This is a genomic window from Methylobacterium frigidaeris (genome assembly GCF_022179185.1).
In the GTDB taxonomy this organism is placed as follows: domain Bacteria; phylum Pseudomonadota; class Alphaproteobacteria; order Rhizobiales; family Beijerinckiaceae; genus Methylobacterium; species Methylobacterium frigidaeris.
The window spans coordinates 1-22737 of sequence record NZ_BPQJ01000058.1 but is presented as its reverse complement, the minus strand read 5'-3'; the positions used below and the strand labels follow the sequence as shown (position 1 = coordinate 22737).

The window sequence follows — 22737 nt, the reverse complement described above, 5'->3', positions numbered from 1 at the left end:
ACCCGATTTGATTGTGGGGCGCCGCCGCATTTCCGCCACATTCATGGTGGGATTGCGGCGAACCTGCTGGCGCCGGTTGCGGATCCAACTCACCGAAATCCCGAGCTAAGCTCCGCCATCGCGACGACGGAGCACACACCATGGCCAAGGAAGAGCCGAACACCTACCTCGACCTCTGGGTCGACACCGCTCACGGCCGCCGCGCCACATACGTCGGGCTCGGCTACATCACGGGATCCGTCGACGGTCGGATCACCATCGGTCACGATTGCTGCTCACCCGGCGAACTCCGGGCCTTGATCTCCTGGATCCGCCAGGACCTCGACAAGATCGAAGCCAAGGTCGACAAGCACTTTGATGAAGTCATGAGGAACAAGCGAGACGCCCAGACATAGCGCGTGCTGCCGTTCAGTGGGCAGTCTCCAGCGCATCACCCCGGCAAGGATAGTAGCGACGAGCGAGAGGATGGTTCTGGTTCGGCACCATCAGCCACGAGCCAGAACGCCTTCTACCAGCGCTGAAACATCTCCTACGAGCGCCGAAGACGGCCGCGACGTTCCTCAACCCACAGCCGCGCCGGTTCGGCCACATCCAGCCCCCGCAGGCCCCGAGGCAGAGCGGCGGTGGTGGAGGTGGCGGCTCGTCGAGTTCGAAGGGCGGATCGAGCGCCATGGGCCAGATCGGTCAGGTCGCAGGCATGCTCGGCTCGGTGATGGGCGGCAAGGGCCAGGGCCAACAGGGCCAGGAGGGCGGCATGCTCTCGAAGATCATGGGGCTGAACCAGCCGCAGGGCCTGAACGCGGGCCAGGGCGTAGCTGGTGCAGCACCGTCTGGAATGGGGGCCGCGCCGGGTTCTCCGACTTCGAGCACAGCACCAGCTACCGCGCCCTCGTACACCAGCACCACGGCTCGGCCGACCGACTTCGTGCGCCCGGTGCTCGGCTCGGCCTCGAACTCCACACCGAATTCCACGCCCGCCTCGACGCCTTCTACCACGGGCTCAACGCCTTCTACCCCGAGCGCTGGTGCTCAAGCATCGTTCGGCGGCGGCGGCGGCGCTCTGCCGACCACATGGGCTTCGCTCAACCCCGTTCAGCCCGCGCCCGCGCAGTTCGCGAACATTGCACCAATCGGCATGGGTGGAGGCGGAATGCTCGGAGGTCTTAGCGCGTTCGGCGGTGGGTTCTTCGGCTGATGATGGCCACATGGCCCAGCGAAGCTCAAGGAAAGCCGCGGCCACAGTCGCGGTAGATTATTTTCGTCCCTCCTCCCTCACCTCCCCTCTTCAAAAAATGGGGAAAAAATCGGCGGCGCCTGCGACAACTCGTTGGCCGAGATTTGGTAGAGCCTGTCGCACTCGTCGCACCCATGGGCGAGGTCCGGGACCGTTTCCCCCGGCGCGCAGTTGAAATTACGGCGAGGGCGCCCCCTTTTACCCCCATGGGGCTTCGCAATGAGACCTGTCTTGAATTTCAAGGCGGAGTCCGTCCGATGAAGAAGCCCAGCCGTCGACCCAAGCGAGCCCCCCGTGCCCGCCTGCCTCGGCCGATTGATCCGCCGCCTCCATCACCGCCCTCTCCTGCGCCTCCTCCACCACCCGTTCATCGAGCCGGGCTTCGCATCCCGGGCGTGATCTTGATCCTCGTGGAGGGGTTGCCCGCCGTCTTGATGATGCCGCTGCTCCTCATTACGGCCCTGAGCCTCGTCACGGTCATGCTCATGGTGCTCATGATCCTGAAGGCAGGGTTGTGACCCGGGTTTCATCCTCTCAGACCCGGATCCCATCCTGGACCCGATCCGCTCCGACCACCTCGACGACGCAGCGCCTGTCGACCCGCATGTGGTCCCCTCCCCCGCCTCAGTATTACCGCCCGGAAGGGGGCGGCCCTGCTGAAAATTGGATCCAATCCTACGTGGGAGCCTTCCACCGCATGATTACGGAAAATGGATCTAAAGACGACGTATCCGCGACCAACAACGCTCCACCCAGGGCTGGCTCCGTTTTAACATTTACAATACTGCACCAATCCGTGAAATCGGATGTCGTCGAGTTCCGCATCGGACGGCTATCATCATCCCTCACAATCGGACAACCGTTCAATAGATCCTGGTACGGATTCTTGACGATCCATACGGCCTTCGTGAGTTGGTTGAAAATCACGCGAACGCTCATCTGCCGGGTCCCATAAAACGACACCCCGCCGATCTACCGGACGTTCGTTGATGAACTTCACCAAGGGAGCCCGATCTGGCGGGTCCCACGGCGAGGTCAAGCCCGGGCGTGGGTCCCTTGCATGGTCAACGGAACTCTGGCCATACGGATTTCTCACGGAACGCCCGACTCATGCATCGGTGAACGCCCTGATGATGGGACAGGGTCCAGCCGGGCCGCCGCCACACTCCCGCGCGAGGCGCGCCAGTGCCTCCCGCGCAGCCTTCAACTCGGCAATCTTGGCATCCAACGCGCGGACGCGTTCCGTCGCAAGCTCCCGAGCCCGCGCGCGGTCATCGGTTGCATCCAAGGCGATCAACTCGGCAATCTGGTCCAGCGTGAACCCTGCGGCCTGCGCGGAACGGATGAACCGCAGTCGGCGCACGTCCTGCTCACCGTAACGCCGGACGCTGCCGCCGTGACTGGCGCTGTCGGGGCGTTCTGGCGTCTCCAGCAACCCGCGCCGCTGGTAGTAGCGGACCGTCTCCACGCCGACCCCACCTGCGCGGGCGAGGCCCGCGATGGTCATCTCTTGCACTGCTTGACTCCGTACCATGGTACGGACCCTATACCTGCGGCAGCACCAAGACCAATCCGAAACGGAAAGCTGCCGCCATGGCTTCTTCAGCCCTCCCCCGACAGGCCACGCTCTACCGCATGGTCATGGACAAGCACGTCTGCCCCTACGGCCTGAAAGCCAAGGCCCTGCTGCGCCGCCAGGGCTTCACGGTCGAGGACAAATGGCTGACGACCCGCGAGGCCACCGAGGCGTTCAAGGCCGAGCACAGCGTCAAGACGACCCCGCAGACCTTCATCAACGGCGAGCGCGTCGGCGGCTACGACGACCTGCGGCGGCATTTCGGGAAATCGGTCGCCGATCCGAAGACCACGACCTACAAGCCCGTCATCGCCCTGTTCAGCATGACGGCCCTGATGGCGCTCGCCGCCAGCCACGCCGTCTATGGCACGCCCTTCACGGTCCGCGCGGCCGAGTGGTTCATCGGCTTCAGCATGGCCGTGCTCGCGCTCCTGAAGCTCCAGAACGTCGAGAGCTTCGCCACGATGTTCCTGAACTACGACCTGCTGGCGAAACGCTGGGTGCCCTACTCCTACATCTACCCCTTCGCGGAGGGGCTGGCTGGCGTGCTGATGGTCGCGGGCGCGCTGAACTGGCTCAGCATCCCCCTTGCCCTGTTCATCGGCACGGTGGGTGCGATCTCGGTGTTCAAGGCCGTCTACATCGAGCGGCGGGAGTTGAAGTGCGCCTGCGTGGGCGGCGGCAGCAACGTCCCGCTCGGGTTCGTGTCGTTGACCGAGAACGTGATGATGGTGGCCATGGCGCTGTGGATGCTGGCCATGACCCTAGGCATGAACGTCGGGCACGCGATGCCGGGAATGTTGACCGGAAATGCCCCCGGCGCGGCTGCGCAAGCCTACATGCTCGGCATGGAGCGGATGAACCGGGACATGAGCGCGCCGATGAGCGGCGACGCCGATCGGGATTTCGCCACCATGATGATCCCGCACCACGCCGGGGCCATCGACATGGCCAAGGTCGAACTGCAACACGGCCGCGACCCGATGCTCCGGAGCATGGCCCAGGAGATCGTCATCGCGCAGGAACGCGAGATCGCCGATCTGAAAGCATGGCTGGCGAAGCGATGAACGGACCGCGGAGGGCAGGTTGAAGATCCGGATGGGTGGGGAGCGGTCCTTGCCCTCCCCGCTGGAAGCGGACGTTCCGACTGCGACCCACCCACGCCGTAGGAAGGGCACAACTGCCTTCTCGAAAGCGATCGTTCGAACTCTTGGAGCGGTGCCCTTCTACCTTCCTGATGCCGAGATGGTTGAACGGCGAGCGGTTCGCTCGATCGCATCGGCAATGACCCGGTACAAGGATGGCGGCAGATCATGACCCATCCCGGCGATCAACATGATCTCCGCACCCGGGATCGAGGCCGCGGTGTCCTCGCCGCAGGCAGCAGGAAAGAGAGGATCGTCCGTCCCATGAACAACGAGGGTCGGCGCGGTGATCGCGGCGAGCCGTAACCGGCGGTCGCCAGCCACCACCATCGCTGCGAGTTGGCGTCCGAACCCACCCGGCGCACGGCCTCGCCGAACTTCCTCCCAGAGGAGAGCACGGCAAGCCTCTTCGTCGAACGGATGAGCAGTGCCCGCGATGCACCGTGCAAAGGCGACGCCGTGATCGAGGAAGCCCGCCTTGTCCAACACGGGATCGGGGGCAGGACGCATCATCATCGTCATAGCGTCAGGCTTTGCAGACGGCATGCCCGGATTTCCCGTGGCCGACATGATCGAGGTGACCGAGAGCACACGGGATGGGTGTTCGCTCGCCATGATCTGGGCGATCATGCCGCCCATCGAGCGACCAACGATGTGGGCTCGGCGGATGGATAGGGCATCGAGCAGGCCGAGCGCGTCCGAGGCCATGTCATCGAGCGCGTAGGCGAGTTCTGGCCGCCGTCCTTCGGCGAGCGCCGAGGCCAAGGTCGCAAAGTCCATTGCACCATGCTCGGTGAAGTGGGTCGAGCGTCCTGTATCCCGGTTGTCGAACCGCACGACACGATAGCCGCGCGTCTCCAACTCGCGGCAGAAGGGGTTGGTCCAGCGGATCATCTGCGTACCGAGCCCGGCGATCAGTAGGATCGTCTCAGCCGCCTCGTCGCCGAAGCTGTCATAGGCCAGGGTGATGCCGCTGGCCGCCAAATGGGCAGACCTGGGTTCCGGGCTCATATCCGGACGGCCCGAAGTTGCTCCGCCCAATGGACAAGACGCTCCTTCATGATCCGGTCGCGGACGTATCCGATCTCTTCAACATCCAGCCGCTCGATGATCTCGAAGCTGAACGCCTCCGCTCCATGCGCATTCCACTTACTCTGGAGCGAACGATGCGTGTTCGTGCCCTGCCGGAGCGTGAACCAGAGGCGGTTCTGGATCTTGGAGAGGTCGGGCGCGCCGCCGACCCAAACCTCACCGGACGCCACGCAGCGGACGGCGTAGATGCCGCCTTCGACCTCTCGCTTCTTGTAGGCGTCCACAGCCGCCTTTCGGTCTTCGGTTCTCATCGCATGCCCTCTCGGATCGGCAGCGACGCTATCGAAAGCGATGCCCTTGCACAATATCACCCGGGTAAAATTGACGACAAGGGATCGCTCCGGCTATGGAGGTCAGGATGGGGGTGCCATGCCAGACGACCCGATGAGGACATTCACTGCGTTCGCGGGCGTGCGGCGGCTGGCCAGCGGTCGCTTGATCGACGTGGCTCTCGCCGTGAAAGCGCGGGCGGCGGAAGAAGGTGACCCGATCTTGGCCTTCGATGACAGATCGGGTGCCGTCATCGACCTCGATCTGCGTGGAACCGAAGCGGAGATCACCGCACGGTTCGCCGAACTCGGGAATGCGGGGGACGCCACGAGCGACGTCGAGAGCCGAGCGGATACCGCTGGTGCTCCAAGGAGCCGAGGTCGCCCGAAGCTCGGGGTCATCGCCCGCGAGGTGACGCTGCTTCCCCGTCAATGGGAGTGGCTCGCGTCCCAGCCGGGAGGCGCATCGCAAGCGTTGCGGCGCCTCGTTGACGAAGCGAGGCGGGTCGATGGTGGGCAGACCCGGACGAAGGCCGCGCGAGAGGCCGCCTACCGGTTCCTTTCGGCATTGGCTGGCGATCTGCCTGGGTTCGAGGAGGTGATCCGGGCGCTCTTCGCCGGGGATGCGGAAGGCTTTGCCGACCGCATGACGGCATGGCCGCCGGACATCCGGGCCCATGCGCTAAAGCTTGCAGCCCTCGCCTGAGCCAACAACCGAAGGTTCGGCCGAGCAACGTCAGCTTCCGCGCGTGATGAAGCTCCTCGATCAACCGTCGCTCAGGATCTTCACGCCCTCGACCCCGCGCCGCTGCTGTCCCTCGACGAGACGAGGGACCTACTCCCGGGAGGCTCTTGACGGGCCCGACGGCCCTCGATGTCGCCCTCAAGTTCGCTGCTCCAGCATGACGTGGCCGACGAGATCCTTCGAGGATCTTGGCGGAGGTTTCCCGGAACAACGCGGTCGTTTCGAAGCTAAATAAATTGCAGCAACGACAAATTTCTTGTATATTTTCTCAACATATTGCTCAGGGCGATCGCAAGATCTTGATGACTGGCCCGGTCGACGACCGCATCCCGGACGAACTCTACTAGGCAAAGGCAGGTGAAGCTGCCAGCCGCAGACGGGACCGATGAGGGACGAGCACCCGATCAGGCGGACATCGTTTACGGTGCACGGCCCCTGGCGCGACGTTGATCGCGGAAAGGCTCCAAAGGATGGACTACGTGTGCCCAGCGCGCAGTAGTTCCAGCCGTCGCCGGTCCCCGCATAGCCGAGCGACGGAGTGGTGCCAGAGTGCACCGACCATCAGACATTTCAACCCAGCCGGTGAGGCAAGGCCCGCCCGAGAAAGGGTTCGACCTCGACGAATTTGTCGACCTCGAACACTCGCGTGGACAACCCGAACTCACGATCGTAGGCGTGGGCTGTCGAGATAGGGCCGCTAACAGCAGGATTTCCGGGTGATCGCCTGCGCCGAGTAACTTCGGCTCCGTGGCTTATGCGGCGTTTGTAGGACTCAGCGAGTACGAGACGAACCTCTCCTCTTCTTCAACGTTCGCGTGAACGTTGTGGAGGGGGAGAACTGCATTCAGATCTAGCGAGTGACGAAGAAGAAGATCTTGACGAGTTCGAGAACAAGAACACGTAGATCAAGACCCCGCAGGGCATGCGGCGCACGAGGTCGACGAGGGCGGAGCGCAGCGAGCCAGAAGGCGACCTCGAAGACGACGACGAGATCGAAGCCGCAGGCGCAGATCTCGGCCGAGGCGTAGCCGACAACCCACGAAGAGGTCGATGCCGATCACACGCACCTGCCCGAAGTACAAGCCGCAGGCGCAGGGCGACAGGCTCGGGCCGTGAGTTCTTCGAGCGAAATTCGTTCAACGAATTTCGGATTGACCTCTGAGTCTTGGGAGAAGAACGCGCCTTCGGGGCCAGTCAGATCGCGTTCGTGTCGGGCCGCCCCTCGGGCGTGGCCTTCACCCACGCTTCTTTGCGCTCGCTGTAGCGATCAACGAGGTAGTCGGAGCGCTCCCGCGTGAGCACCGTGAACTTGAACAACTCCTCGACGACGTCGACGACGCGGTCGTAGTAGGCAGACGGCCGCATGCGGCCCGCCTCGTCGAACTCCTCGTAGGCTTTCGCCACCGAGGACTGGTTCGGGATCGTGATCATCCTCATCCAGCGCCCGAGCATCCGCATCGAGTTCACGGCGTTGAAGGACTGCGACCCGCCCGACACCTGCATCACCGCGAGCGTGCGACCCTGGGTCGGGCGCATGCCGCCGCTCTCCAGCGGCAGCCAGTCGATCTGGCTCTTCATCACGCCCGTCAGGTTGCCGTGTCGCTCCGGGCTCACCCAGACCTGCCCCTCGGACCAGAGCGAGAGGTCGCGTAGTTCCCGAACCTTCGGGTGATCGGCCGCCGCGTCGTCCGGCAAGGGCAAGCCGTTCGCATGGTAGATGCGGACCTCCCCGCCCATGCGCTCCAGGAGCCGCGCCGCCTCGTAGGCCAGGAAGCGGCTGTAGGAGCGCTTCCTCAGAGAGCCGTAGAGGATCAGGAAGCGCGGCGCGTGCGTGAACCGCTCGCGCGGCTCCAGGTGCTCCGAGGTCGGCACCTCGAACACGGGCTCCAGCAAGTTCGGGAGGCCATCGACGACGGTCGGGTCAGGCTTGTTCACGGGCACGCTTTCGTTTACATCTCAATAAGTGTTGAGATATTGAGTGAACCGTGGATGAACGGCAAGCCCTGAGCGCCTTCGCGGCGCTCGCACAGGAAACGCGCCTGCGGATCGTCCGCATCCTCGTCACCGCTGGGCCAGATGGTCTGACGGCCGGGACCTTGGCGACCGAGGTCGGCGCGTCGTCGTCGAACCTCTCCTTCCACACGAAGGAACTGGAGCACGCGGGCCTGATCCAGTCCCGGCGGGAGGGGCGCTCGACGATTTACAGCGCGGCCTTCCCGGCGCTGACGAGCCTCATCGAATTCCTGATGAGGGACTGCTGCGGTGGCCGCCCGGAGATCTGCACCCCGGCTGTCGCGGCGCTCGCGGCCTGCTGCTCTCCCGCGGAGGCCACGACCCATGGCTGAGCCAATCGACGTCGTCATCTACCACAACCCCGCCTGCGGGACGTCCCGCAACACCCTGGCGATGATCCGCAACGCGGGTATCGAGCCACACGTCATCGAGTACTTGAAGACGCCACCGACGCGGACGATGATCCGGGATCTCGCCAAGCGGGCGGGCCTGTCGATCCGCGACCTGCTGCGCGAGAAGGGCACCCCCTACGCCGAACTTGGCCTGGGCGACCCGAAGCTCGACGACGACGCGCTTCTCGACGCGATCGCCGAGCACCCGATCCTGCTGAACCGACCGATCGTCGTGAGCCCCCGGGGCGTGCGCCTGTGCCGCCCGTCTGAAGCAGTGCTCGACCTCCTCCCCGCCCAGCACGGCGAATTCGTGAAGGAAGACGGCGAGCGCGTCGTCGACGAGCACGGCCGTCGCGTCGCCACCGCCTGACCAAGAGCCACCCTCATGTCCGTCTTCGAACGCTACCTGACCCTCTGGGTCGCGCTCTGCATCGTCGTGGGCGTCGCCCTCGGCCACATCATGCCGGGCGTCTTCCACGCCATCGGCGCGGCCGAGGTCGCCAAGGTCAACCTGCCGGTGGCGGTGCTGATCTGGCTCATGGTCATCCCCATGCTGCTCAAGATCGACTTCGCCTCGCTGCGCCGGGTCGGGCAGCACTGGCGCGGCATCGGCGTCACGGTCCTGGTCAATTGGGCCGTGAAGCCCTTCTCGATGGCCGCTCTCGGCTGGCTCTTCATCGGCTGGCTCTTTCGCCCGTACCTCCCGGCCGATCAGATCAACAGCTACATCGCCGGGCTCATCATCCTGGCGGCTGCGCCCTGCACCGCGATGGTGTTCGTGTGGTCGAACCTGACGAAGGGCGAGCCTCACTTCACCCTGTCGCAGGTCGCCCTGAACGACACCATCATGGTCGTGGCCTTCGCGCCGATCGTCGGCCTGTTGCTCGGGCTCTCGTCGATCACCGTCCCGTGGAGCACGCTGGTGCTCTCGGTGGTGCTCTACATCGTGATCCCGGTGATCGTGGCGCAGGTGGTGCGCCGATCGGTGCTGGCGTCGGGCGGTCAGGCGGCTCTCGATCGGGTGATGAAGCCCCTCGGCCCGATCTCCTTGGTGGCGCTGCTCGCCACCCTCGTCCTGCTCTTCGGGTTCCAGGGCGAGCAGATCCTCGCGCAGCCGCTGGTCATCGCCATGCTCGCGGTGCCGATCCTGATCCAGGTCTACTTCAACGCCGGGCTCGCCTACATCCTGAACCGAGTCGCAGGCGAGGAGCACTGCGTGGCGGGTCCGTCCGCGCTGATCGGCGCCTCGAATTTCTTTGAACTCGCCGTGGCCGCCGCGATCAGCCTCTTCGGTTTCAACTCGGGCGCGGCCTTGGCGACGGTCGTCGGTGTGCTGATCGAGGTGCCGGTGATGCTGACGGTCGTCCACATCGTGAACCGCTCGAAGGGTTGGTACGAGCGCGGCGCCGCGTCTCGGGCGGATCTCAAGCCGCCGTCGCGAGCACGGGCTTGACCGACGAGCCGCTACGGATCACCATAATTCGATGAATGTCGAACAAGCAGCCAAGCAGCTTGAGGCGCTCGGGAGCCCCGCCCGCCTCCGGATCTACCGGGCGCTGGTGCGCGCCGGGCACGCGGGTCTGCCTGTTCGACAACTCCAGGAGCGGGTGGGCATCCCGGCGGCGTCGACGCTGAGCCATCATCTCCAGCGCCTCGTGCTCACGGGCTTGGTCTCACAGGAGCGGCAAGCCACGACGTTGATCTGCCGGGCCGTCTATCCGGCGATGGATGCGCTGATCGGCTACCTCGCCGAGGAATGCTGCGCCGACGAACGCTGCGGGGCGACCGGGGAAGAGGCCGCTTAGAGGCATACCCATTATTTCGATTTTTCTGGAATAAGGGAAAGACTGATGATGGCTGGTTCGAAATCTCTCCCGGTGGCCGTGATCGGCGGCGGCCCCATCGGTCTCGCCGCGGCGGTCCATCTCGTGCAGCGCGACTTGCCGGTGAAGGTCTACGAGGCAGGGGCGACCGCCGGGTCGAACGTCCGCGCGTGGCAGCACGTTCGCCTCTTCTCGCCCTGGAAGTACAACGTCGACGCCGCCGCTCGCTCGCTCCTGCTCGAACACGGCTGGCAGCCGCCCGAGGGTGAAACGTACCCCTCGGGCGAGGAATTCCTCGCCGAGTACCTGGAGCCGCTGGCCGCCGTCCCTGCCATGGCTTCCGTGATCGAGTACGGGGCCCGCGTGACCGCGGTCAGTCGGCTCGGCATCGACAAGATCGTGAGCAGCGGGCGCGAGCAGCGCCCGTTCGCGCTGACCGTCACCGCTGCGAACGGTCGCCAGCGGCGTGATCTCGTGCGCGCGATCGTCGACGCATCGGGGACCTGGAGCACACCCAACCCTCTCGGAGCAGGCGGAGTCCCGGCAGACGGCGAGGCAGAGTTCGCAGACCTGATCGCCTACGGGCTCCCCGACGTGCTCGGGCGTGCTCGCAGCACATACATCGGGAAGACGACCCTCGTCGTCGGCGCCGGGCACTCAGCCGCCAACGTGCTCCTCGATCTCGTGAGCTTGTCAGAGGCCGACCCCGCGACGACGGCGATCTGGGCTACGCGGGGCACGAATTTGTCTCGGGTCTACGGCGGCGGGGCAGATGACGAACTGGCGGCCCGCGGCGAGTTGGGCTCGCGCCTCCAGCACTTCGTCGAGAGCGGGCGCATCCAGCTTGTGACCGGGGTCTCGATCACTGCGGTGCGCGCGAGCGGCGGCCAGTTGGTCGTCGAGGATGCGACGGGGGGCGATGTGCGTCGTCTCGGGCCCGTGGATCGGATCGTCGCCGCGACAGGCCAGCGACCCAACCTCGACATGACGCGCGAGGTGCGGCTCGATCTCGACCCGTCGTTGGAGAGCACGAAGGCGCTCGGCCCGCTCATCGACCCGAACCTGCACTCCTGCGGGTCCGTACCGCCGCACGGGCACCGGGAACTCGCGCACCCCGAGCCCGGGATCTACACGGTCGGCATCAAGAGCTACGGGCGGGCGCCGACCTTTCTCATGCTCACGGGCTTCGAGCAGGCCCGCTCGGTTGCCGCCGCCATCGCGGGCGACCTCGCTGCCGCCGACGACGTGCATCTTGTTCTGCCCGAGACGGGCGTGTGCTCGACGGGGTCGCCCGGCACGTCGGCCTCGACAGCCAGCACCTCGTGCTGCGGTTCGAGCCCCGCCGCGCCCGTCCCGGAGGTGACGCGAACCTCATGCTACGGCGCCCGGGGATGACGACGTCGAGCCGCGTCCCCGTGATCTCGGCCCTCGGCCTGATGCAAATCCTGGCCTGGGGCTCCAGCTACTACCTGCTGACTGTCATCGCGGCACCCATCGCCGCCGACACGGGTTGGCCTTTGTCCTGGATCGTCGGGAGCCTTTCAGTCGGGCTCCTGGTCGCTGGGTTCGTGTCCCCGCGGGTTGGCCGCGCCATCGATCGTCATGGCGGCCGTCCTGTCCTCGCAGGCTCTGCCGTGCTTCTCGCGGTCGGCCTTGCCGCCCTCGCCCTCGCGCAGAACTTCACGATGTTCGTCGTCGCCTGGGTCGTCCTCGGCGTCGGCATGGGTGCGGGGCTGTACGACGCCGCCTTCGCAACGCTCGGCCGCCTGTACGGCAGTACGGCACGACCCGCGATCACCCTGGTGACGCTCTGGGGCGGGTTCGCGAGCACCGTGTGCTGGCCACTCTCGGCCTACCTCGTCGAGCATCTGGGATGGCGCGGTGCCTGTCTCACCTACGCGGGCCTGCACCTCGCGGTGTCGGTGCCGCTCATCCTCTTCTTCATCCCCACACCTCCACCCCGCGCGCAGAAGGCACCCGGGACCGAGCAGCAGGCCCGCCTGTCGCATCGGGATCGGCAAGCCTTCGCGGTGCTGGCCGCGATCCTGGTGCTCGGCGGGACCACGACGACGATCATCTCGATCCACCTGCTCACCCTGCTCCAAAGTCAGGGCCTGCCGCTCTCGACCGCGGTTGCGCTCGGTGCCCTGATCGGCCCGTCGCAGGTCGCAGCACGGATCCTCGAAGCGGCCGGAGGTGGACGGCATCACCCGATCTGGACTTTGACGGCGGCCATGGGCCTGATCGCCCTCGGCGTGGTGCTCCTGTGGCTTGGTGCCTTCGGCGCGGCCGTCGCGCTGATCCTGTACGGCACAGGCAACGGCATCTACTCGATCGCCCGCGGGACACTGCCGCTCGCCCTGTTCGGGCCCGATCGCTACGCTCCCATCATGGGGCGCCTCGCGGCGCCGAACTTGATCGCGCAGGCTCTCGCCCCGCTCGCGGGTGCCGCGGTCATCACCTCGGGCGGAACCAGCACGATGTTCGTCGCGCTCACCGGGATCGCCGCGGTGAACGTCATCCTGGTTGGCGTCCTCTGGTTTGTGGTCGTCGACCGTCATGCTGACGGCCAGCCAAGCGCGACCAATCGGGGATTGGAGCGAGGCTAAGACAATCCGCGAACCTGAATGCTCACAATCGGCCTCCATCTACAGGTGCCGGAACATCTTCTGCGAGCGCTGGGCGGCCTCGTACCCGGGATCGTCGTCGTCAGGATCATCAAGCGGCTGGCACGCCGATCCCAATCTGAGTCGCGATCGGTGTGTAGATGTCCGTCTCCGCGCCGACCGCTCGGATCGAGATCAACAGGGCGTACCGGATAGAGCGGTCCCAGCGCTGCTCCCGATCGTGCTTCTCCTTCCACCAGCCGCCCACCGGATAGACGGCGATGGCGTCCCGGGCAGCGAGGTCGGCCGCGGTGCCCCGCCAGATATCCGAGTGGATGGATCCACGATCGCGCAGCGTGCCCAGGAGCCAGTCGTCACCGCCGCCGCCTGGGTCGGCCACTCGTGCCTGTCCTTGTTCCTCAATCGTCGCAGCCTTGTTGATCCGGGTCTGGAATGCGCTCGGCCGTTCGAGCGCCCGTTTCACAGCGAAGCGCAGCCCGTGGGAGGCGTACTTGTGGCGCTGGGTCCACCCACGCTCGCCGGGGTTGGGCTCGACGAAGTAGGAGAGCGTCACGCGCAACTCGACGTCATGCTCGCCGAGCGCCAGCAACTCGTCCCGTGGCCAGGGCAACTGGTGCAGGTTCATGTAGCCGCTCTTGATCTCGCCCTTGCTCCTGGGCGTTTGCTTGAACAGTCGAAGCGGCTGGAGAGAGTCTTCGACGATCAGCGTGGCGTCCGTCGCTGTGCTCATCAAGGCGCGATCGAGATCTGGCACACCCCAGCCGTAGCGGCGCAGCATGCTGAGCTTGACGTTGAAATTGGCCTCGTCGAAGCGAGCGCGCATTGCGGCCGTCCACTCCGCCGAGTGGATGATCAGGCCCCGCACAGTCTCCGGCCTAAGCTCTGGCCGTGCAGCCATGATCCGGGCAACCATGTTCGTGCACAGGGCCGCGGCGCCGCTGGTGTCGCCGAAGGTCCGGAACAAATGGTTCATTGGCTGGTAGTGAGTGGTCAACGACTGCAAGTCGTTGATTGGCTCGGCGGGGTTCACCCCGTCGTGGGCGTAGTTTCCCCCCTCAAAGACGACATCGGGTCGGATCGGCCACTGTCTGTCCCAAACGACCGAGGTGCGGCTGGTAGGCGCGAGTTCTCCTGCCGGAGCCAGAGCGATCCATTCGAAATAGTCGTCATGGGTGATCGTGATCTTGTCGGTGTAAGCGCCAGCGACGATCGCGTTCCACGCCTGCGCTGGGTTCTCCACCTGCGTCGTGTCGTTGGCCTCTGGATACTCTGCTGCGACGATCTCGCCGCGCAGGTTTCCTGCCGCCAACACCATCAGGCGCGGCGTGCCACCCGCGTAACAGAGCGTGTCGATCGCCGCCGACCACGCCGATGGTCGCCCTCGATTGAGCCCGAAGTCGCTCGATACGGCCATGCAGTAGACGCGTCGCCGCCAGGGTTCTCGCTCTTCAACCTGTGCGATGCCCTTGGCCGTGATTATGCCGTAGAGCAAAGGATCGTTCTCGGCCTGGGGCGGGAGGATCTTGACCGTCTCCAAATGATGCTCAAGTTGCACGGGTCCAGCTTGCATGAGCGCGGCCATGACATCGCCCAGAAGTACGATGCCGCACATCGACGAGCCGTGCCCATTCCAGAACGCGCTGTCGCCCACTCCCCAGGTTGGATCGTAGGTGTACTGGTCGGCGGCTTTCAGACCCACGGCCAAGATTGGGTGGCCGCGTGTCGCGCCACTATCGAGGATGCAGGCGGCAGGCGCGCCCGGCCCTGCGGGCTGCATCCTACCCGCAAGATCGCGCGCCCAGTCGGCCGACTCACGCGGACCCATTTCCACGAACATCGAGGGCATATCCTTGGCGATGCGTAGTTCTGCCACCGCATCGCCGCCCCCGATCGAGACCTGCAACTGCTCGGGCGTGGCCAAGGCCAGTACGACGGTCCGTTCAACGAATTCGAGCACGTGTTCCCGAACCCTGATCCCCGTGCGCCGGGCGACACGCAGAAAATTGTTCAGTCGGTTCTCACGGATCCAGACCTCCCACCACGCCTGCTGTCCTAATGCCGGGAAGAGAGACATGTCGTCGGTAAAGATTGCACGTACATCACCCAGCCTCGCGTCTGTGATTGAGGCGACAAGCTTCTGGTTCTTCGGCTGACCTTTGCGGCTTTCCTCGTCGCGATATTGTTCGACTTTCCGGATAAAATGGTCGGCAGCCTGCTCAGGTACGAACACCGTGCTGCGCACGACTTCGCCTCCGCCCTCAACTGGCTGGACGGCGACAATCTCGATCCCCTTGGACGGATGTGCCAGCCCATCAAGTGCCTTCCGGTGTCCGATCGGGATATCGAACTGAAGGTAGAAGCCCCGCTCACCCTCGAAGTCGGAAGCCGGGCGCTCGTCGAATTGGGCACGAGCGTTCGTAATCGCGGCGCCTAGAGCGATCAGAAGATTTCGAGCGTGCTCCGCGCGAACACGAGGCGGCGGCAAACCAGGGCGCGGTTGTTTGGGAGAGGTGAAGTCTCGGCTCTTCCCATTACCCTCCAGGTGGAGGTGCGGCCGGTTTCTAGTCTGGTCAGGCATGAGGGTGGGCGCGGTGCCTTACAGGTGGGACTTCCTCTCTGCAATCGCTTCGAGGAAGTCCTCGGTCCTAACACCCTCAAGGTTGCAAAGCACGGCCACTTTCGCGGTTTCATCAGCCGCGCGCGCTAATTCTGCTGCTCCCAACCCGACCGCAGCTTCCAGGACACGTGGCCAGTCCACGGTCGAGGTGTCGAAGGTCGCCAAGCGGTTTTCAAGGATGCCGTGGGCGATCTTCTCGTCAGGCAGACCGTAGACAATCACGTCATCGAAGCGCCTGGAAATCGCACGATCGAGCAGTTCGGGGTGGTTGGTCGCCGCCACGATCAGGCTCTGTCCCTCATCCTGCTCAATGAACTGCAAGAAGGAGTTCAGGACTCGACGGATCTCGCCCACATCGTTCGGCCCAGCGCGCTGCGAGCCGATCGCATCGAATTCATCGAAGAAGTACACACCACGCTGCTTTGCTATAGCATCAAATATTAGCCGCAGTCGCCCTGCGGTCTCTCCCATCATCTTACCAATCAGGCTCTCGTACCTGACAGTAAAAAGCGGCAAGTGCAACTCACCCGCTAAAGCAGCGGCTGTCATGGTTTTGCCCGATCCAGGCGGTCCGACGAGGAGGAGCTTGCGACGGGAATTGAGGCCATGCTCCTTTAGGCGTTCATGCTGCCTTTGTTCCTGGACGACTCGCTTCAGACGCGCCTGAAGGTCAGGATTGAGCACCATCGAGGACAAGCGAATGTCCGAGTAGCGCGCGTTGAGGAGATCGGCGAGTTCACCCCGCGGTTGCGCCAGCGGTACGGGACCGGCGCCGCGACGGGCCACGTGCACGGTCTTCCCCCGTGCCGCCTCGATGATCTCGCGCAACTCGGTCGCAAGTTTACCGTGCCCCTGGCGGGCCTCATGCGCGGCCAACTGAGTCGCTACGGTCAGGAAATGCTCCTGGTCCCCTTCCAGATGGCTTCGCAGAAGCGCAACGATGTGGCGTGCGGTGGTCATCTCACGTCTTGGCCGCCTCGCCTGTGGCCGCACAACCACAAAGGTAGTGGGGTCTCGAACTTTCTCATGGGCGACCAATCGCCCCTAGTGCACGGGAACGTCAGCAGCGACGAACCTGTCGATCTGGTTGTCGGCGCGTGAACCGACCCCACCGAACCGACCACGGCGTTAACTCCTGCCACGCGCGGTGAAGTTCGCCTTGCGCAAGAGCGCGGCCGTCGCCAGTCGGTTCTGCTCAGCCACGTGCGGCGAGTGGGGGGATCTCATAGTCTATGTGGACTGGCGCCGCTTGCGTCAATCCGAACGACTCGCTGGGGTCTGGGCGAACGCGACCCGGAGAACCTCCTCGACATCCCCCGCGCGACAGCGGATCTCGCCGGTCACGTGGTGTGGGCGCCCCTCGTCCTCCTCGGCGTCGTACTGCGCCTCGAATACCCGGTACGCATCGGATGATGGATGCGCACCCGCCACGCGCAGCGCCTCGAACGCATCGACCGCCATGTTGAAGATCGCGGGCTCAACGTCCGCGATGCCCCCGTACCATCGGAAGGCATTCATCACGGCGGCAGGATCCTTGGAACCGGCGGCTCGCTCGATGAGGTCGCGCCCGACGAGGCAGACGGACATCAGGTCCATGCTGACGGGGGGCAGCTTGCTGACAGGGATGATCCTCACCTCGTGGATGAGTTCGACCTCGTGATGGAAGAGGTTTCGCAACGCCTTCAGTCCGATGAAGCTCCGACTCCCAAAGAGACGGGTCGAGCACGCCGCCCGCATCCGGTCGTTCAGGCTGTGCATGGCGGCGAGCAGGTTGAAGAGCGTGTCCTCGTCCGGGCGAGTGCAATGCGCATGGTAGGAGCGGAAGAACCTGTCCGCAGCGCGATCGAGGCTGACCTCCTCCTGGGTTCTCATGATCGAGCCCACGCCCCCTTCCTCCACCACGACGCCTACAATCCCAGATCGGCCGCGACGTTGTTCTCGAACAGGGTCGTGGCGCGGATGCAGCGGCGCACCATGACCACCGAGGCGTGCCGGATCAACTTCATGATCCGGCGCTCCTCGATGGCCGTGGCGATCAACGCCGCGGAACGCCGAGCCCGTGACGATCCCGGCGGCCGAGACCCAGGCCGCGTAGGCGGTTGCCGGGCAGGTCCCGGGCTGCCGGGTGCGGCCGATCGCGATGGCCTGCCCCTCGCCCTCCTGGTCGGTCTTCGACTTCCTGACGACCACCCGCAGACACTCCGGCAGTACTGTGACGTCCTCGACGTCGGGGTCGACCAGTTCGGAGCGTCGAAGTGCCCCAACATGCCCTAGAAGCGGAGCGAGCGATCCCTGACGTCGAGCAGGCGCCGGAGCACCGGCACGGTGATCGCCTCGACGTGGCGCTGGGCGACCTCGCAGGTGCAGCGGATGCCGCGGATCGCAGGGTGGGACTTGTCGAGGTGGTGCCCGGCGGCGGCGGTGGTGAACCCCGCCCGGAGCGAGTGCCCGGAGAACTTCTCCCCCTCCATCCCCGCCGCCGCGGCTCGACGGCGCACGATCTCGGTGATGGCATCGGTGGAGAGCCGGGCACTGAGGTGGCTATGCCAGGAACAGCACGAACGGCTCCCAACCAGAGTCAGGAGCCGTCCGGCACTCACAGGCTCGGTGCGCGAGCGGTCACCGCGTGACCGCATGCATCCGTTTCGCACCGTCCTCGAACGCGACCTCGGCAAGGCGGTCGTAGCGTGTCACGCCGTGCATGGGCACCTGTCCCTCGCTGGGTTGCCCCCCATCTGCCGAGCCAATGGTCGCACTGGCAAGGGTCAGGGCAAGCGTGGCAAACGCCATCGCCGGGCGGGACTGCTTGGCACTGTGCGTCAGTCTGATCCTCGTCATGGTCCTTCGTCCTGCGCGCCTGGAAGGATGGACGGCCCCGGTCTCCCTGGGCCGTCCGTGGTCCGCTGGTTTACTCACCCGTGCATCAGGCTGACCGCCTTGGTGCCGTGCATGAGCCGGGCCCGCGTGGCACCGTGCATCGGTCGGATCCGGGGAGATCCGTGCATCATCCGGGTCGTCAGCATCGTTGCTCTCCATCTCCCATCAGGCGACCGGGACGGCCTGGGGCGTCCCGTCCGAGGTGCGCTGATAGGCAAGCACACCCGTCACGGCGCTAGTGATCGCGATACCCGCAATCATAGCAATCTTGCTGAACCACACAGAATTCGGGTAGCTCGCTGCGCTGGTCCAGTATTCGAGGCATCCCAAACCCCACATGGACGTTCCGACAACCGAGCAGACCCTCATGATCAGGCCACGAGAGCTTCTGATCAAGGCGATCGAATAGATCATAGCTGCGCCAAGGCAAGTGCAAGCGTCCAAAGTCTGGTACACGTGCACCGAGTTGGGCGATGCGCTCACCACGCTCTCGATTGCGAAGCTGACGACCTGCATCCCAAGCGCGCTGGCCAGGAGACCTTGAACCAGACGGCCCCGGCTCCTCAGCAGGAGCAGCGCCGCCTGGACGAGCATCCACGTCGACAGCACTGAGGTCACCAGGGCGACGACGTCGAAAACTGCGCTGCCAGCGGGCATCACGCGCTGAGCCACGTGCGTGACGAGGATCATCCCGATCACGCCGAGATAGAACCACAGCCAGATGGCCCTCAGACGCTGAGACAGGACGAACGACAACACGAAGGTCCACAGGATCGTGTTGTAGTACGAGAGCGCGACGAGATCCTGGGTCGAGAGAGGAAACTGGATCATGCGACACCGCCAGGAAGGAGTTGGCGAAGGTCAGACTGCCGAACTGTCCCTTAACGGCACCTGAACGTTCTGAAAGACTTGCATCAGATCTCTCGTATCTGATATTAGATGCACAACAATACTTGTAAATACAATAAGAAGAATGTTTTTTGCGCTGGGCCCTGATCGGCCGCGGCGTCCTGAAATGCGGTTCCTGTCGTCGCGGATTTTTTCCGTGTCGTACCGAGGCCAACCACCTCCCCTTAACCGAACCTTCACCATTAGACATGTGGAGCCACCCGATAGCCTTCAAGTAGGTGGTTGCCCGGTTTCTACGTTCGGAACAGATGGGCGCGACCAACCACGATCATGATCCGGTTCTGGAGCGTCGATCAGGTAGTCGGAGCGAGGGATGCAGGGGAGGCACCCAGCCTCACAAGCCAATCTCCTCGGACAGGTTTCTCGCAAAAAGCTCGCCGTCGCGGATGTAGCGGCGGACGGTGGCGCTCGACCGATGTCGGGTCTGGCGCATGATCGCGCGCTCTTCGAACCCAGCGGCAGCGGCGGCGAACCCGGTGCGCAGGCTTATTGTGTAGATAACGCACCTACGATCTCTTGAAATTATTTTCTTTAGTAAAATTTTTTATTTGAAACAACATTCAACAAAATAAAATCTGACCGTCCGCTGCATGATTGAATCTAATATTATTTTATAAATCATCGAAAACACTTTTGAATACTACGCGTCGTTGACATCGCGAAATTGCTACGCATGATGAGGCTCTTCACCAAATTGCTGACCCAGCCGTGCGCGAGGTGCTTGCCGTGCCCCAGCATCGTGAGAAAACGCGTGCTGAGTCCCGGCGGAACACGCCCGGGCACGGCCTATCCGTTCGCCTCGACAGGGACGGAATTACTCTGAGTGCCTATGGATGGGGAATTGCCGCGGCAACCATCATCTTGTGCAGCCTCGTGGCCGCCTGGAGCAAATTTCATCTGGGGTGGTGAAGACTGAGACGCGGCAACGATCTCTGGCCCTCATAGGCCGATTTCTTGTGTGAGCGCCTCGTCGAACAGGCGGCCCTCGCGGACGTAGCGGCGCAGGACGTTGAGGCTGGCGTGGCGGGTCTGGCGGGCGATGGCGATCTCGCCGATGCCCGCGCGGGCGGCGCTGGTGGCGAACCCGGCGCGCATCGAGTGCCCGGAATACATCCCCGGATCGAGCCCGGCGGCGGCGGCCCGACGCTGCACGATCAGGGCAATGGCATTACCGGATAGACGCCCACCGAGACGGCCGTGGCGGTCGACGGCGCGGAACGCCGCACCCTCGCGGATGCCTGCCTCGACGAGCCATCGCTCATACGCCGCCGCTGGGCAGGTCGCGCGCCTCGTGCGGCCAACCGCGAGCACGGCGCCCTCGCCCTCCTGGTCGGTCTTGCTCCGGCGGATCGTGATCCGGAGGCCCTCGGGTGTCACGGCGATGTCGGCGACGTTGAGCGCGACCAGTTCGCTCCGCCGAAGGGCGGCAGCCGTCCCGACCAACAGGAGGGCGCGATCGCGGTGATCGGCGAGGCGATCACCGAATTCCTCCAGCACCTGCCGCAGGCGGGCGACGGTGAGCGCCTCGGCGGCCCTCGGGGCGCTGCCGCGGGCGCGGCGAATTCCTCGCATCACGTCTGCGATCGCCGGGTGCCGCGAGTCGAAGGAATGCCCCGCCATCCGATGCGCCACCGCGATGCTGCTGAGCCGCCGGGTCAGCGTGGCGACCGAGAGGGTGGTTTCGTGGGCAGCGAGGTACATCCCGATCACGGGCGGGGCCGCCGGGAGTCCGTTGAGGCCCTGCGCGTCGGCCCATGCCGAGAAGTGCCGCCAGTCGCTGCGGTAGGCGCGCCGGGTGTTGGCAGCGCGGGCGTTCTCGGCGAGCGCGGCGGCGTGATCGGCGAGCACGGCGAGGTCGAGGGCGAGGACGGTCGCGTCGGCGGGGACGGGCAGGTTAGTCATCGGGCCTCGATCTCGGACATCGACGGTTGAGCGCGCGCTCACGCGCTTGGCATCGTATTCTCGTCATCCAGGCGTAGCGACCAGACCAGGGCACCGTCCTCGTTGGTGAGCCACGCGAGGTTGGCATCATCGGTCAGCAGGAACTCGCCCTCGCTCAGGGCGGCGCTCACGGCGTCGGACGCGCTGGCGGCGCGGATGGTGCGCCCCGAGGTGGTGTGAGCGGTGATGAGGCCGTCTGGCTCACGCCAGCCACGGTGCAGGTGGAACGTGCGCATCAGTGCCTCCGTCGCCTGGGCATCTCGATGGCCCGCTCCGTGCCGCGCCTCGCCCCCAAGCTACCACAGTCTGACGCGTGCAAGCGGCTGGGCTGTGATACGCGTCATTATCACAGCCCAGGATTTCTCACTTATCGAACCTCAGACTGACCGTGGCAAGCGGTCTCGTATGAGAATATGAAAAACTTATTCACATAGCCCTTGCGCCCGGATCCGGCCCGCGCCATAACAGCTTCATGAAAAAATTATTCATGAGGTCATGAAAGTGAACCGGTTCACCAAGGACGCCATGCGGGACGAACTCCGCTCCATCCTCACCTGCCAAGCCGACCACATCCTCATCACCGCCAACTACGAGGCGGCAGAGAGCTTCATCGGCTTCGGCGTCGGTCTCAGCGCCAGCTACGAAAGCATGAAAGACACATCGTTCATGACAAACGAGCACAATGAAGTTGACCTCAGCCGGTTTCATATCAGCGGGTTGCTCGATGAGGCATACGATTTTGCATGGACACCAAGCCTGTTCGACTCACTTGAGGAAAGCGATATCAGGAAACTGATCGCCTTCATGAATGGAATTCCGCGACTGGGACTGTATGGCGAACTGCATTCCTTCGTGGGCGACAACGGACTGTGTCAGACCGTTGTCGATACCGCCTATGCACGGTGGAAGATCGAAATGGATCGGACCGGCACATTCACGGCTCGGGAACTCGCGCTCCTGGCCAACATGAGCGAGGGCGCCGTGCGTAACGCGATGTCGGACAAGAGCGCCGCTGGGCTGCGGGTCGTGACGGGCGTGAAGCCCGCCCAGGTCGACTGGGCCGACGCCCATCCCTGGCTCCTCGCCCGCCGCGGGTTCGTCCCAACGCCCACGCGCCCTGGTCAGGACGGTGTCCTCAAGGAGCGCCTTGCGGCCGTTAGGACCACTAAGGAACTCGGCCAGTTAATTTACGTCATCAACAACATACTTGACGACGAACACAAGCATAACTTTGAGGAAGGCAGCTTCAGCACCGGCAGTTCAGAATTTGAGGTTGATCGGTCGAGCGGCGGCCTTCCTGCGCTGGGCTGGCCTCAGGACGACTACGATGCCTGGATCAACGGGACCTACGAATTCGACGCGCGGAAGGCCACTGAACTCGCGAAGGCACTCGACCTCGACGGCCCGACCTTCGCGGCGAAGGCCCTGGAGGCCAGCCTCCGCCGAGACGCCGAGACCGAGGGAGACCGCTCGTGAA

The 22737-nt window shown here is 64.5% G+C and carries 24 protein-coding genes and 1 pseudogene; 13 read left to right on the top strand and 12 right to left on the bottom strand.

Going from position 1 to position 22737, the window contains the following annotated elements; genetic code table 11:
* Positions 1 to 140: 140 nt before the first annotated feature.
* The 3 genes from MFF64_RS32280 (at position 141) to MFF64_RS37940 (ending at position 1752) form a co-directional block, all read left to right on the top strand.
* Positions 141 to 395: a hypothetical protein gene (locus MFF64_RS32280; protein ID WP_099901759.1), complete on the top strand. Its 255-nt coding sequence runs from the start codon at positions 141 to 143 to the stop codon at positions 393 to 395.
* Between the two features lie 275 nt (positions 396 to 670).
* Positions 671 to 1195, top strand: coding sequence for a hypothetical protein (locus tag MFF64_RS32275; RefSeq protein ID WP_133123361.1), 525 nt, complete (start codon positions 671 to 673; stop codon positions 1193 to 1195).
* 434 nt (positions 1196 to 1629) lie between these two features.
* Entirely contained in the window at positions 1630 to 1752 is a 123-nt protein-coding gene (locus tag MFF64_RS37940; RefSeq protein WP_273557189.1) for a hypothetical protein, read from the top strand.
* 590 nt (positions 1753 to 2342) lie between these two features.
* Here MFF64_RS37940 and MFF64_RS32270 read toward each other — a convergent pair.
* The gene (locus MFF64_RS32270; protein ID WP_207767959.1) at positions 2343 to 2768 is read right to left on the bottom strand and encodes a MerR family transcriptional regulator; all 426 of its coding nucleotides are present in this window, start codon (positions 2766 to 2768) and stop codon (positions 2343 to 2345) included.
* A gap of 59 nt (positions 2769 to 2827) precedes the next feature.
* On the opposite strand from MFF64_RS32270, the pseudogene MFF64_RS32265 reads away from it, so the two are divergent.
* Both MFF64_RS32265 and copM read left to right on the top strand, forming a co-directional pair.
* A pseudogene (locus MFF64_RS32265) lies at positions 2828 to 3601 on the top strand (MauE/DoxX family redox-associated membrane protein); the annotation flags it as partial.
* Positions 3581 to 3877: a CopM family metallochaperone gene (gene copM, locus MFF64_RS38245; protein WP_369010725.1), complete on the top strand. Its 297-nt coding sequence runs from the start codon at positions 3581 to 3583 to the stop codon at positions 3875 to 3877. The pseudogene MFF64_RS32265 and the gene copM, both read left to right, overlap by 21 nt.
* 159 nt (positions 3878 to 4036) lie before the next feature.
* On the opposite strand, the gene MFF64_RS32255 is transcribed toward copM, so the two are convergent.
* A complete protein-coding gene (locus tag MFF64_RS32255; RefSeq protein ID WP_099901339.1) occupies positions 4037 to 4966 on the bottom strand; it encodes an alpha/beta fold hydrolase in 930 nt (309 codons plus the stop codon).
* The gene (locus tag MFF64_RS32250) at positions 4963 to 5298 is read right to left on the bottom strand and encodes a GIY-YIG nuclease family protein (protein WP_238193374.1); all 336 of its coding nucleotides are present in this window, start codon (positions 5296 to 5298) and stop codon (positions 4963 to 4965) included. The genes MFF64_RS32255 and MFF64_RS32250 overlap by 4 nt, the downstream gene beginning before the upstream one ends.
* Positions 5299 to 5416: 118 nt before the next feature.
* Between MFF64_RS32250 and MFF64_RS32245 the strand changes: the two genes are divergently transcribed.
* Positions 5417 to 6022 carry a DUF2239 family protein gene (locus MFF64_RS32245; RefSeq protein ID WP_099901379.1) on the top strand — a complete coding sequence of 202 codons (606 nt, stop codon included), beginning with the start codon at positions 5417 to 5419 and terminating at the stop codon, positions 6020 to 6022.
* A 1233-nt stretch (positions 6023 to 7255) separates the two neighbouring features.
* Here the strand turns inward: MFF64_RS32245 and arsH are convergent.
* A complete protein-coding gene (gene arsH / locus MFF64_RS32240) occupies positions 7256 to 8002 on the bottom strand; it encodes an arsenical resistance protein ArsH (RefSeq protein ID WP_273557187.1) in 747 nt (248 codons plus the stop codon).
* 44 nt (positions 8003 to 8046) lie between these two features.
* Here arsH and MFF64_RS32235 point away from each other — a divergent pair, with 44 nt between their 5' ends.
* The 6 genes from MFF64_RS32235 to MFF64_RS32210 are packed head-to-tail and all read left to right on the top strand — an operon-like array spanning position 8047 to position 12898.
* On the top strand, positions 8047 to 8406 hold the full coding sequence (locus MFF64_RS32235; protein WP_238193373.1) for an ArsR/SmtB family transcription factor: 360 nt from the start codon (positions 8047 to 8049) through the stop codon (positions 8404 to 8406).
* Complete coding sequence (gene arsC / locus MFF64_RS32230; protein WP_238193372.1) at positions 8399 to 8836, top strand: arsenate reductase (glutaredoxin); 438 nt, start codon at positions 8399 to 8401, stop codon at positions 8834 to 8836. Before MFF64_RS32235 ends, arsC begins: the two co-directional genes overlap by 8 nt.
* Positions 8837 to 8851: 15 nt before the next feature.
* The gene (gene arsB, locus MFF64_RS32225) at positions 8852 to 9919 is read left to right on the top strand and encodes an ACR3 family arsenite efflux transporter (RefSeq protein WP_238193371.1); all 1068 of its coding nucleotides are present in this window, start codon (positions 8852 to 8854) and stop codon (positions 9917 to 9919) included.
* A 31-nt stretch (positions 9920 to 9950) separates the two neighbouring features.
* Entirely contained in the window at positions 9951 to 10271 is a 321-nt protein-coding gene (locus tag MFF64_RS32220; RefSeq protein WP_099900797.1) for an ArsR/SmtB family transcription factor, read from the top strand.
* 48 nt (positions 10272 to 10319) lie between these two features.
* Positions 10320 to 11684, top strand: a complete 1365-nt coding sequence (locus MFF64_RS32215) for an FAD-dependent oxidoreductase (RefSeq protein ID WP_438823116.1) — start codon at positions 10320 to 10322, stop codon at positions 11682 to 11684.
* Positions 11681 to 12898 (top strand): MFS transporter, encoded by a 1218-nt coding sequence (locus tag MFF64_RS32210; RefSeq protein ID WP_099903930.1) that lies wholly within the window; start codon positions 11681 to 11683, stop codon positions 12896 to 12898. The genes MFF64_RS32215 and MFF64_RS32210 overlap by 4 nt, the downstream gene beginning before the upstream one ends.
* A gap of 109 nt (positions 12899 to 13007) precedes the next feature.
* Here MFF64_RS32210 and MFF64_RS32205 read toward each other — a convergent pair whose 3' ends face one another.
* The 8 genes from MFF64_RS32205 to MFF64_RS32170 all read right to left on the bottom strand — a co-directional run bounded on the left by MFF64_RS32205 (position 13008) and on the right by MFF64_RS32170 (position 21496).
* Positions 13008 to 15494 carry a S8 family peptidase gene (locus MFF64_RS32205; protein ID WP_238193369.1) on the bottom strand — a complete coding sequence of 829 codons (2487 nt, stop codon included), beginning with the start codon at positions 15492 to 15494 and terminating at the stop codon, positions 13008 to 13010.
* A gap of 18 nt (positions 15495 to 15512) precedes the next feature.
* The gene (locus tag MFF64_RS32200; RefSeq protein ID WP_099903793.1) at positions 15513 to 16493 is read right to left on the bottom strand and encodes an AAA family ATPase; all 981 of its coding nucleotides are present in this window, start codon (positions 16491 to 16493) and stop codon (positions 15513 to 15515) included.
* A gap of 294 nt (positions 16494 to 16787) precedes the next feature.
* Positions 16788 to 17723 carry a site-specific integrase gene (locus MFF64_RS32195; RefSeq protein WP_133123525.1) on the bottom strand — a complete coding sequence of 312 codons (936 nt, stop codon included), beginning with the start codon at positions 17721 to 17723 and terminating at the stop codon, positions 16788 to 16790.
* A gap of 80 nt (positions 17724 to 17803) precedes the next feature.
* Positions 17804 to 18031 (bottom strand): hypothetical protein, encoded by a 228-nt coding sequence (locus tag MFF64_RS32190; protein ID WP_133123526.1) that lies wholly within the window; start codon positions 18029 to 18031, stop codon positions 17804 to 17806.
* Between the two features lie 121 nt (positions 18032 to 18152).
* On the bottom strand, positions 18153 to 18371 hold the full coding sequence (locus tag MFF64_RS32185; protein ID WP_099903799.1) for a hypothetical protein: 219 nt from the start codon (positions 18369 to 18371) through the stop codon (positions 18153 to 18155).
* A gap of 204 nt (positions 18372 to 18575) precedes the next feature.
* Positions 18576 to 19241, bottom strand: coding sequence for a hypothetical protein (locus tag MFF64_RS32180; protein ID WP_099903801.1), 666 nt, complete (start codon positions 19239 to 19241; stop codon positions 18576 to 18578).
* A 1017-nt stretch (positions 19242 to 20258) separates the two neighbouring features.
* Positions 20259 to 21221: a site-specific integrase gene (locus tag MFF64_RS32175; protein ID WP_099901424.1), complete on the bottom strand. Its 963-nt coding sequence runs from the start codon at positions 21219 to 21221 to the stop codon at positions 20259 to 20261.
* A gap of 38 nt (positions 21222 to 21259) precedes the next feature.
* The gene (locus tag MFF64_RS32170) at positions 21260 to 21496 is read right to left on the bottom strand and encodes a hypothetical protein (protein ID WP_099901422.1); all 237 of its coding nucleotides are present in this window, start codon (positions 21494 to 21496) and stop codon (positions 21260 to 21262) included.
* A 265-nt stretch (positions 21497 to 21761) separates the two neighbouring features.
* On the opposite strand from MFF64_RS32170, the gene MFF64_RS32165 reads away from it, so the two are divergent.
* Positions 21762 to 22736 (top strand): hypothetical protein, encoded by a 975-nt coding sequence (locus tag MFF64_RS32165; RefSeq protein ID WP_238193368.1) that lies wholly within the window; start codon positions 21762 to 21764, stop codon positions 22734 to 22736.
* Position 22737 lies beyond the last annotated feature (1 nt).

What these genes read in the sequence shown, in the direction of transcription:
- MFF64_RS32220 (WP_099900797.1), top strand. Translation starts at nt 9,951, where the DNA reads ATGAATGTCGAACAAGCAGCCAAGCAGCTTGAGGCGCTCGGGAGCCCC.
- MFF64_RS32180 (WP_099903801.1), bottom strand. Translation starts at nt 19,241, where the DNA reads ATGATCCAGTTTCCTCTCTCGACCCAGGATCTCGTCGCGCTCTCGTAC.
- MFF64_RS32175 (WP_099901424.1), bottom strand. Translation starts at nt 21,221, where the DNA reads ATGACTAACCTGCCCGTCCCCGCCGACGCGACCGTCCTCGCCCTCGAC.
- copM (WP_369010725.1), top strand. Translation starts at nt 3,581, where the DNA reads ATGAACGTCGGGCACGCGATGCCGGGAATGTTGACCGGAAATGCCCCC.
- MFF64_RS32250 (WP_238193374.1), bottom strand. Translation starts at nt 5,298, where the DNA reads ATGAGAACCGAAGACCGAAAGGCGGCTGTGGACGCCTACAAGAAGCGA.
- MFF64_RS32245 (WP_099901379.1), top strand. Translation starts at nt 5,417, where the DNA reads ATGCCAGACGACCCGATGAGGACATTCACTGCGTTCGCGGGCGTGCGG.
- arsB (WP_238193371.1), top strand. Translation starts at nt 8,852, where the DNA reads ATGTCCGTCTTCGAACGCTACCTGACCCTCTGGGTCGCGCTCTGCATC.
- MFF64_RS32205 (WP_238193369.1), bottom strand. Translation starts at nt 15,494, where the DNA reads ATGCCTGACCAGACTAGAAACCGGCCGCACCTCCACCTGGAGGGTAAT.
- MFF64_RS32170 (WP_099901422.1), bottom strand. Translation starts at nt 21,496, where the DNA reads ATGCGCACGTTCCACCTGCACCGTGGCTGGCGTGAGCCAGACGGCCTC.
- MFF64_RS32200 (WP_099903793.1), bottom strand. Translation starts at nt 16,493, where the DNA reads ATGACCACCGCACGCCACATCGTTGCGCTTCTGCGAAGCCATCTGGAA.
- MFF64_RS32255 (WP_099901339.1), bottom strand. Translation starts at nt 4,966, where the DNA reads ATGAGCCCGGAACCCAGGTCTGCCCATTTGGCGGCCAGCGGCATCACC.
- MFF64_RS32210 (WP_099903930.1), top strand. Translation starts at nt 11,681, where the DNA reads ATGACGACGTCGAGCCGCGTCCCCGTGATCTCGGCCCTCGGCCTGATG.
- MFF64_RS32280 (WP_099901759.1), top strand. Translation starts at nt 141, where the DNA reads ATGGCCAAGGAAGAGCCGAACACCTACCTCGACCTCTGGGTCGACACC.
- MFF64_RS32275 (WP_133123361.1), top strand. Translation starts at nt 671, where the DNA reads ATGGGCCAGATCGGTCAGGTCGCAGGCATGCTCGGCTCGGTGATGGGC.
- MFF64_RS32185 (WP_099903799.1), bottom strand. Translation starts at nt 18,371, where the DNA reads ATGACGAGGATCAGACTGACGCACAGTGCCAAGCAGTCCCGCCCGGCG.
- MFF64_RS32215 (WP_438823116.1), top strand. Translation starts at nt 10,320, where the DNA reads ATGGCTGGTTCGAAATCTCTCCCGGTGGCCGTGATCGGCGGCGGCCCC.
- MFF64_RS32270 (WP_207767959.1), bottom strand. Translation starts at nt 2,768, where the DNA reads ATGGTACGGAGTCAAGCAGTGCAAGAGATGACCATCGCGGGCCTCGCC.
- arsC (WP_238193372.1), top strand. Translation starts at nt 8,399, where the DNA reads ATGGCTGAGCCAATCGACGTCGTCATCTACCACAACCCCGCCTGCGGG.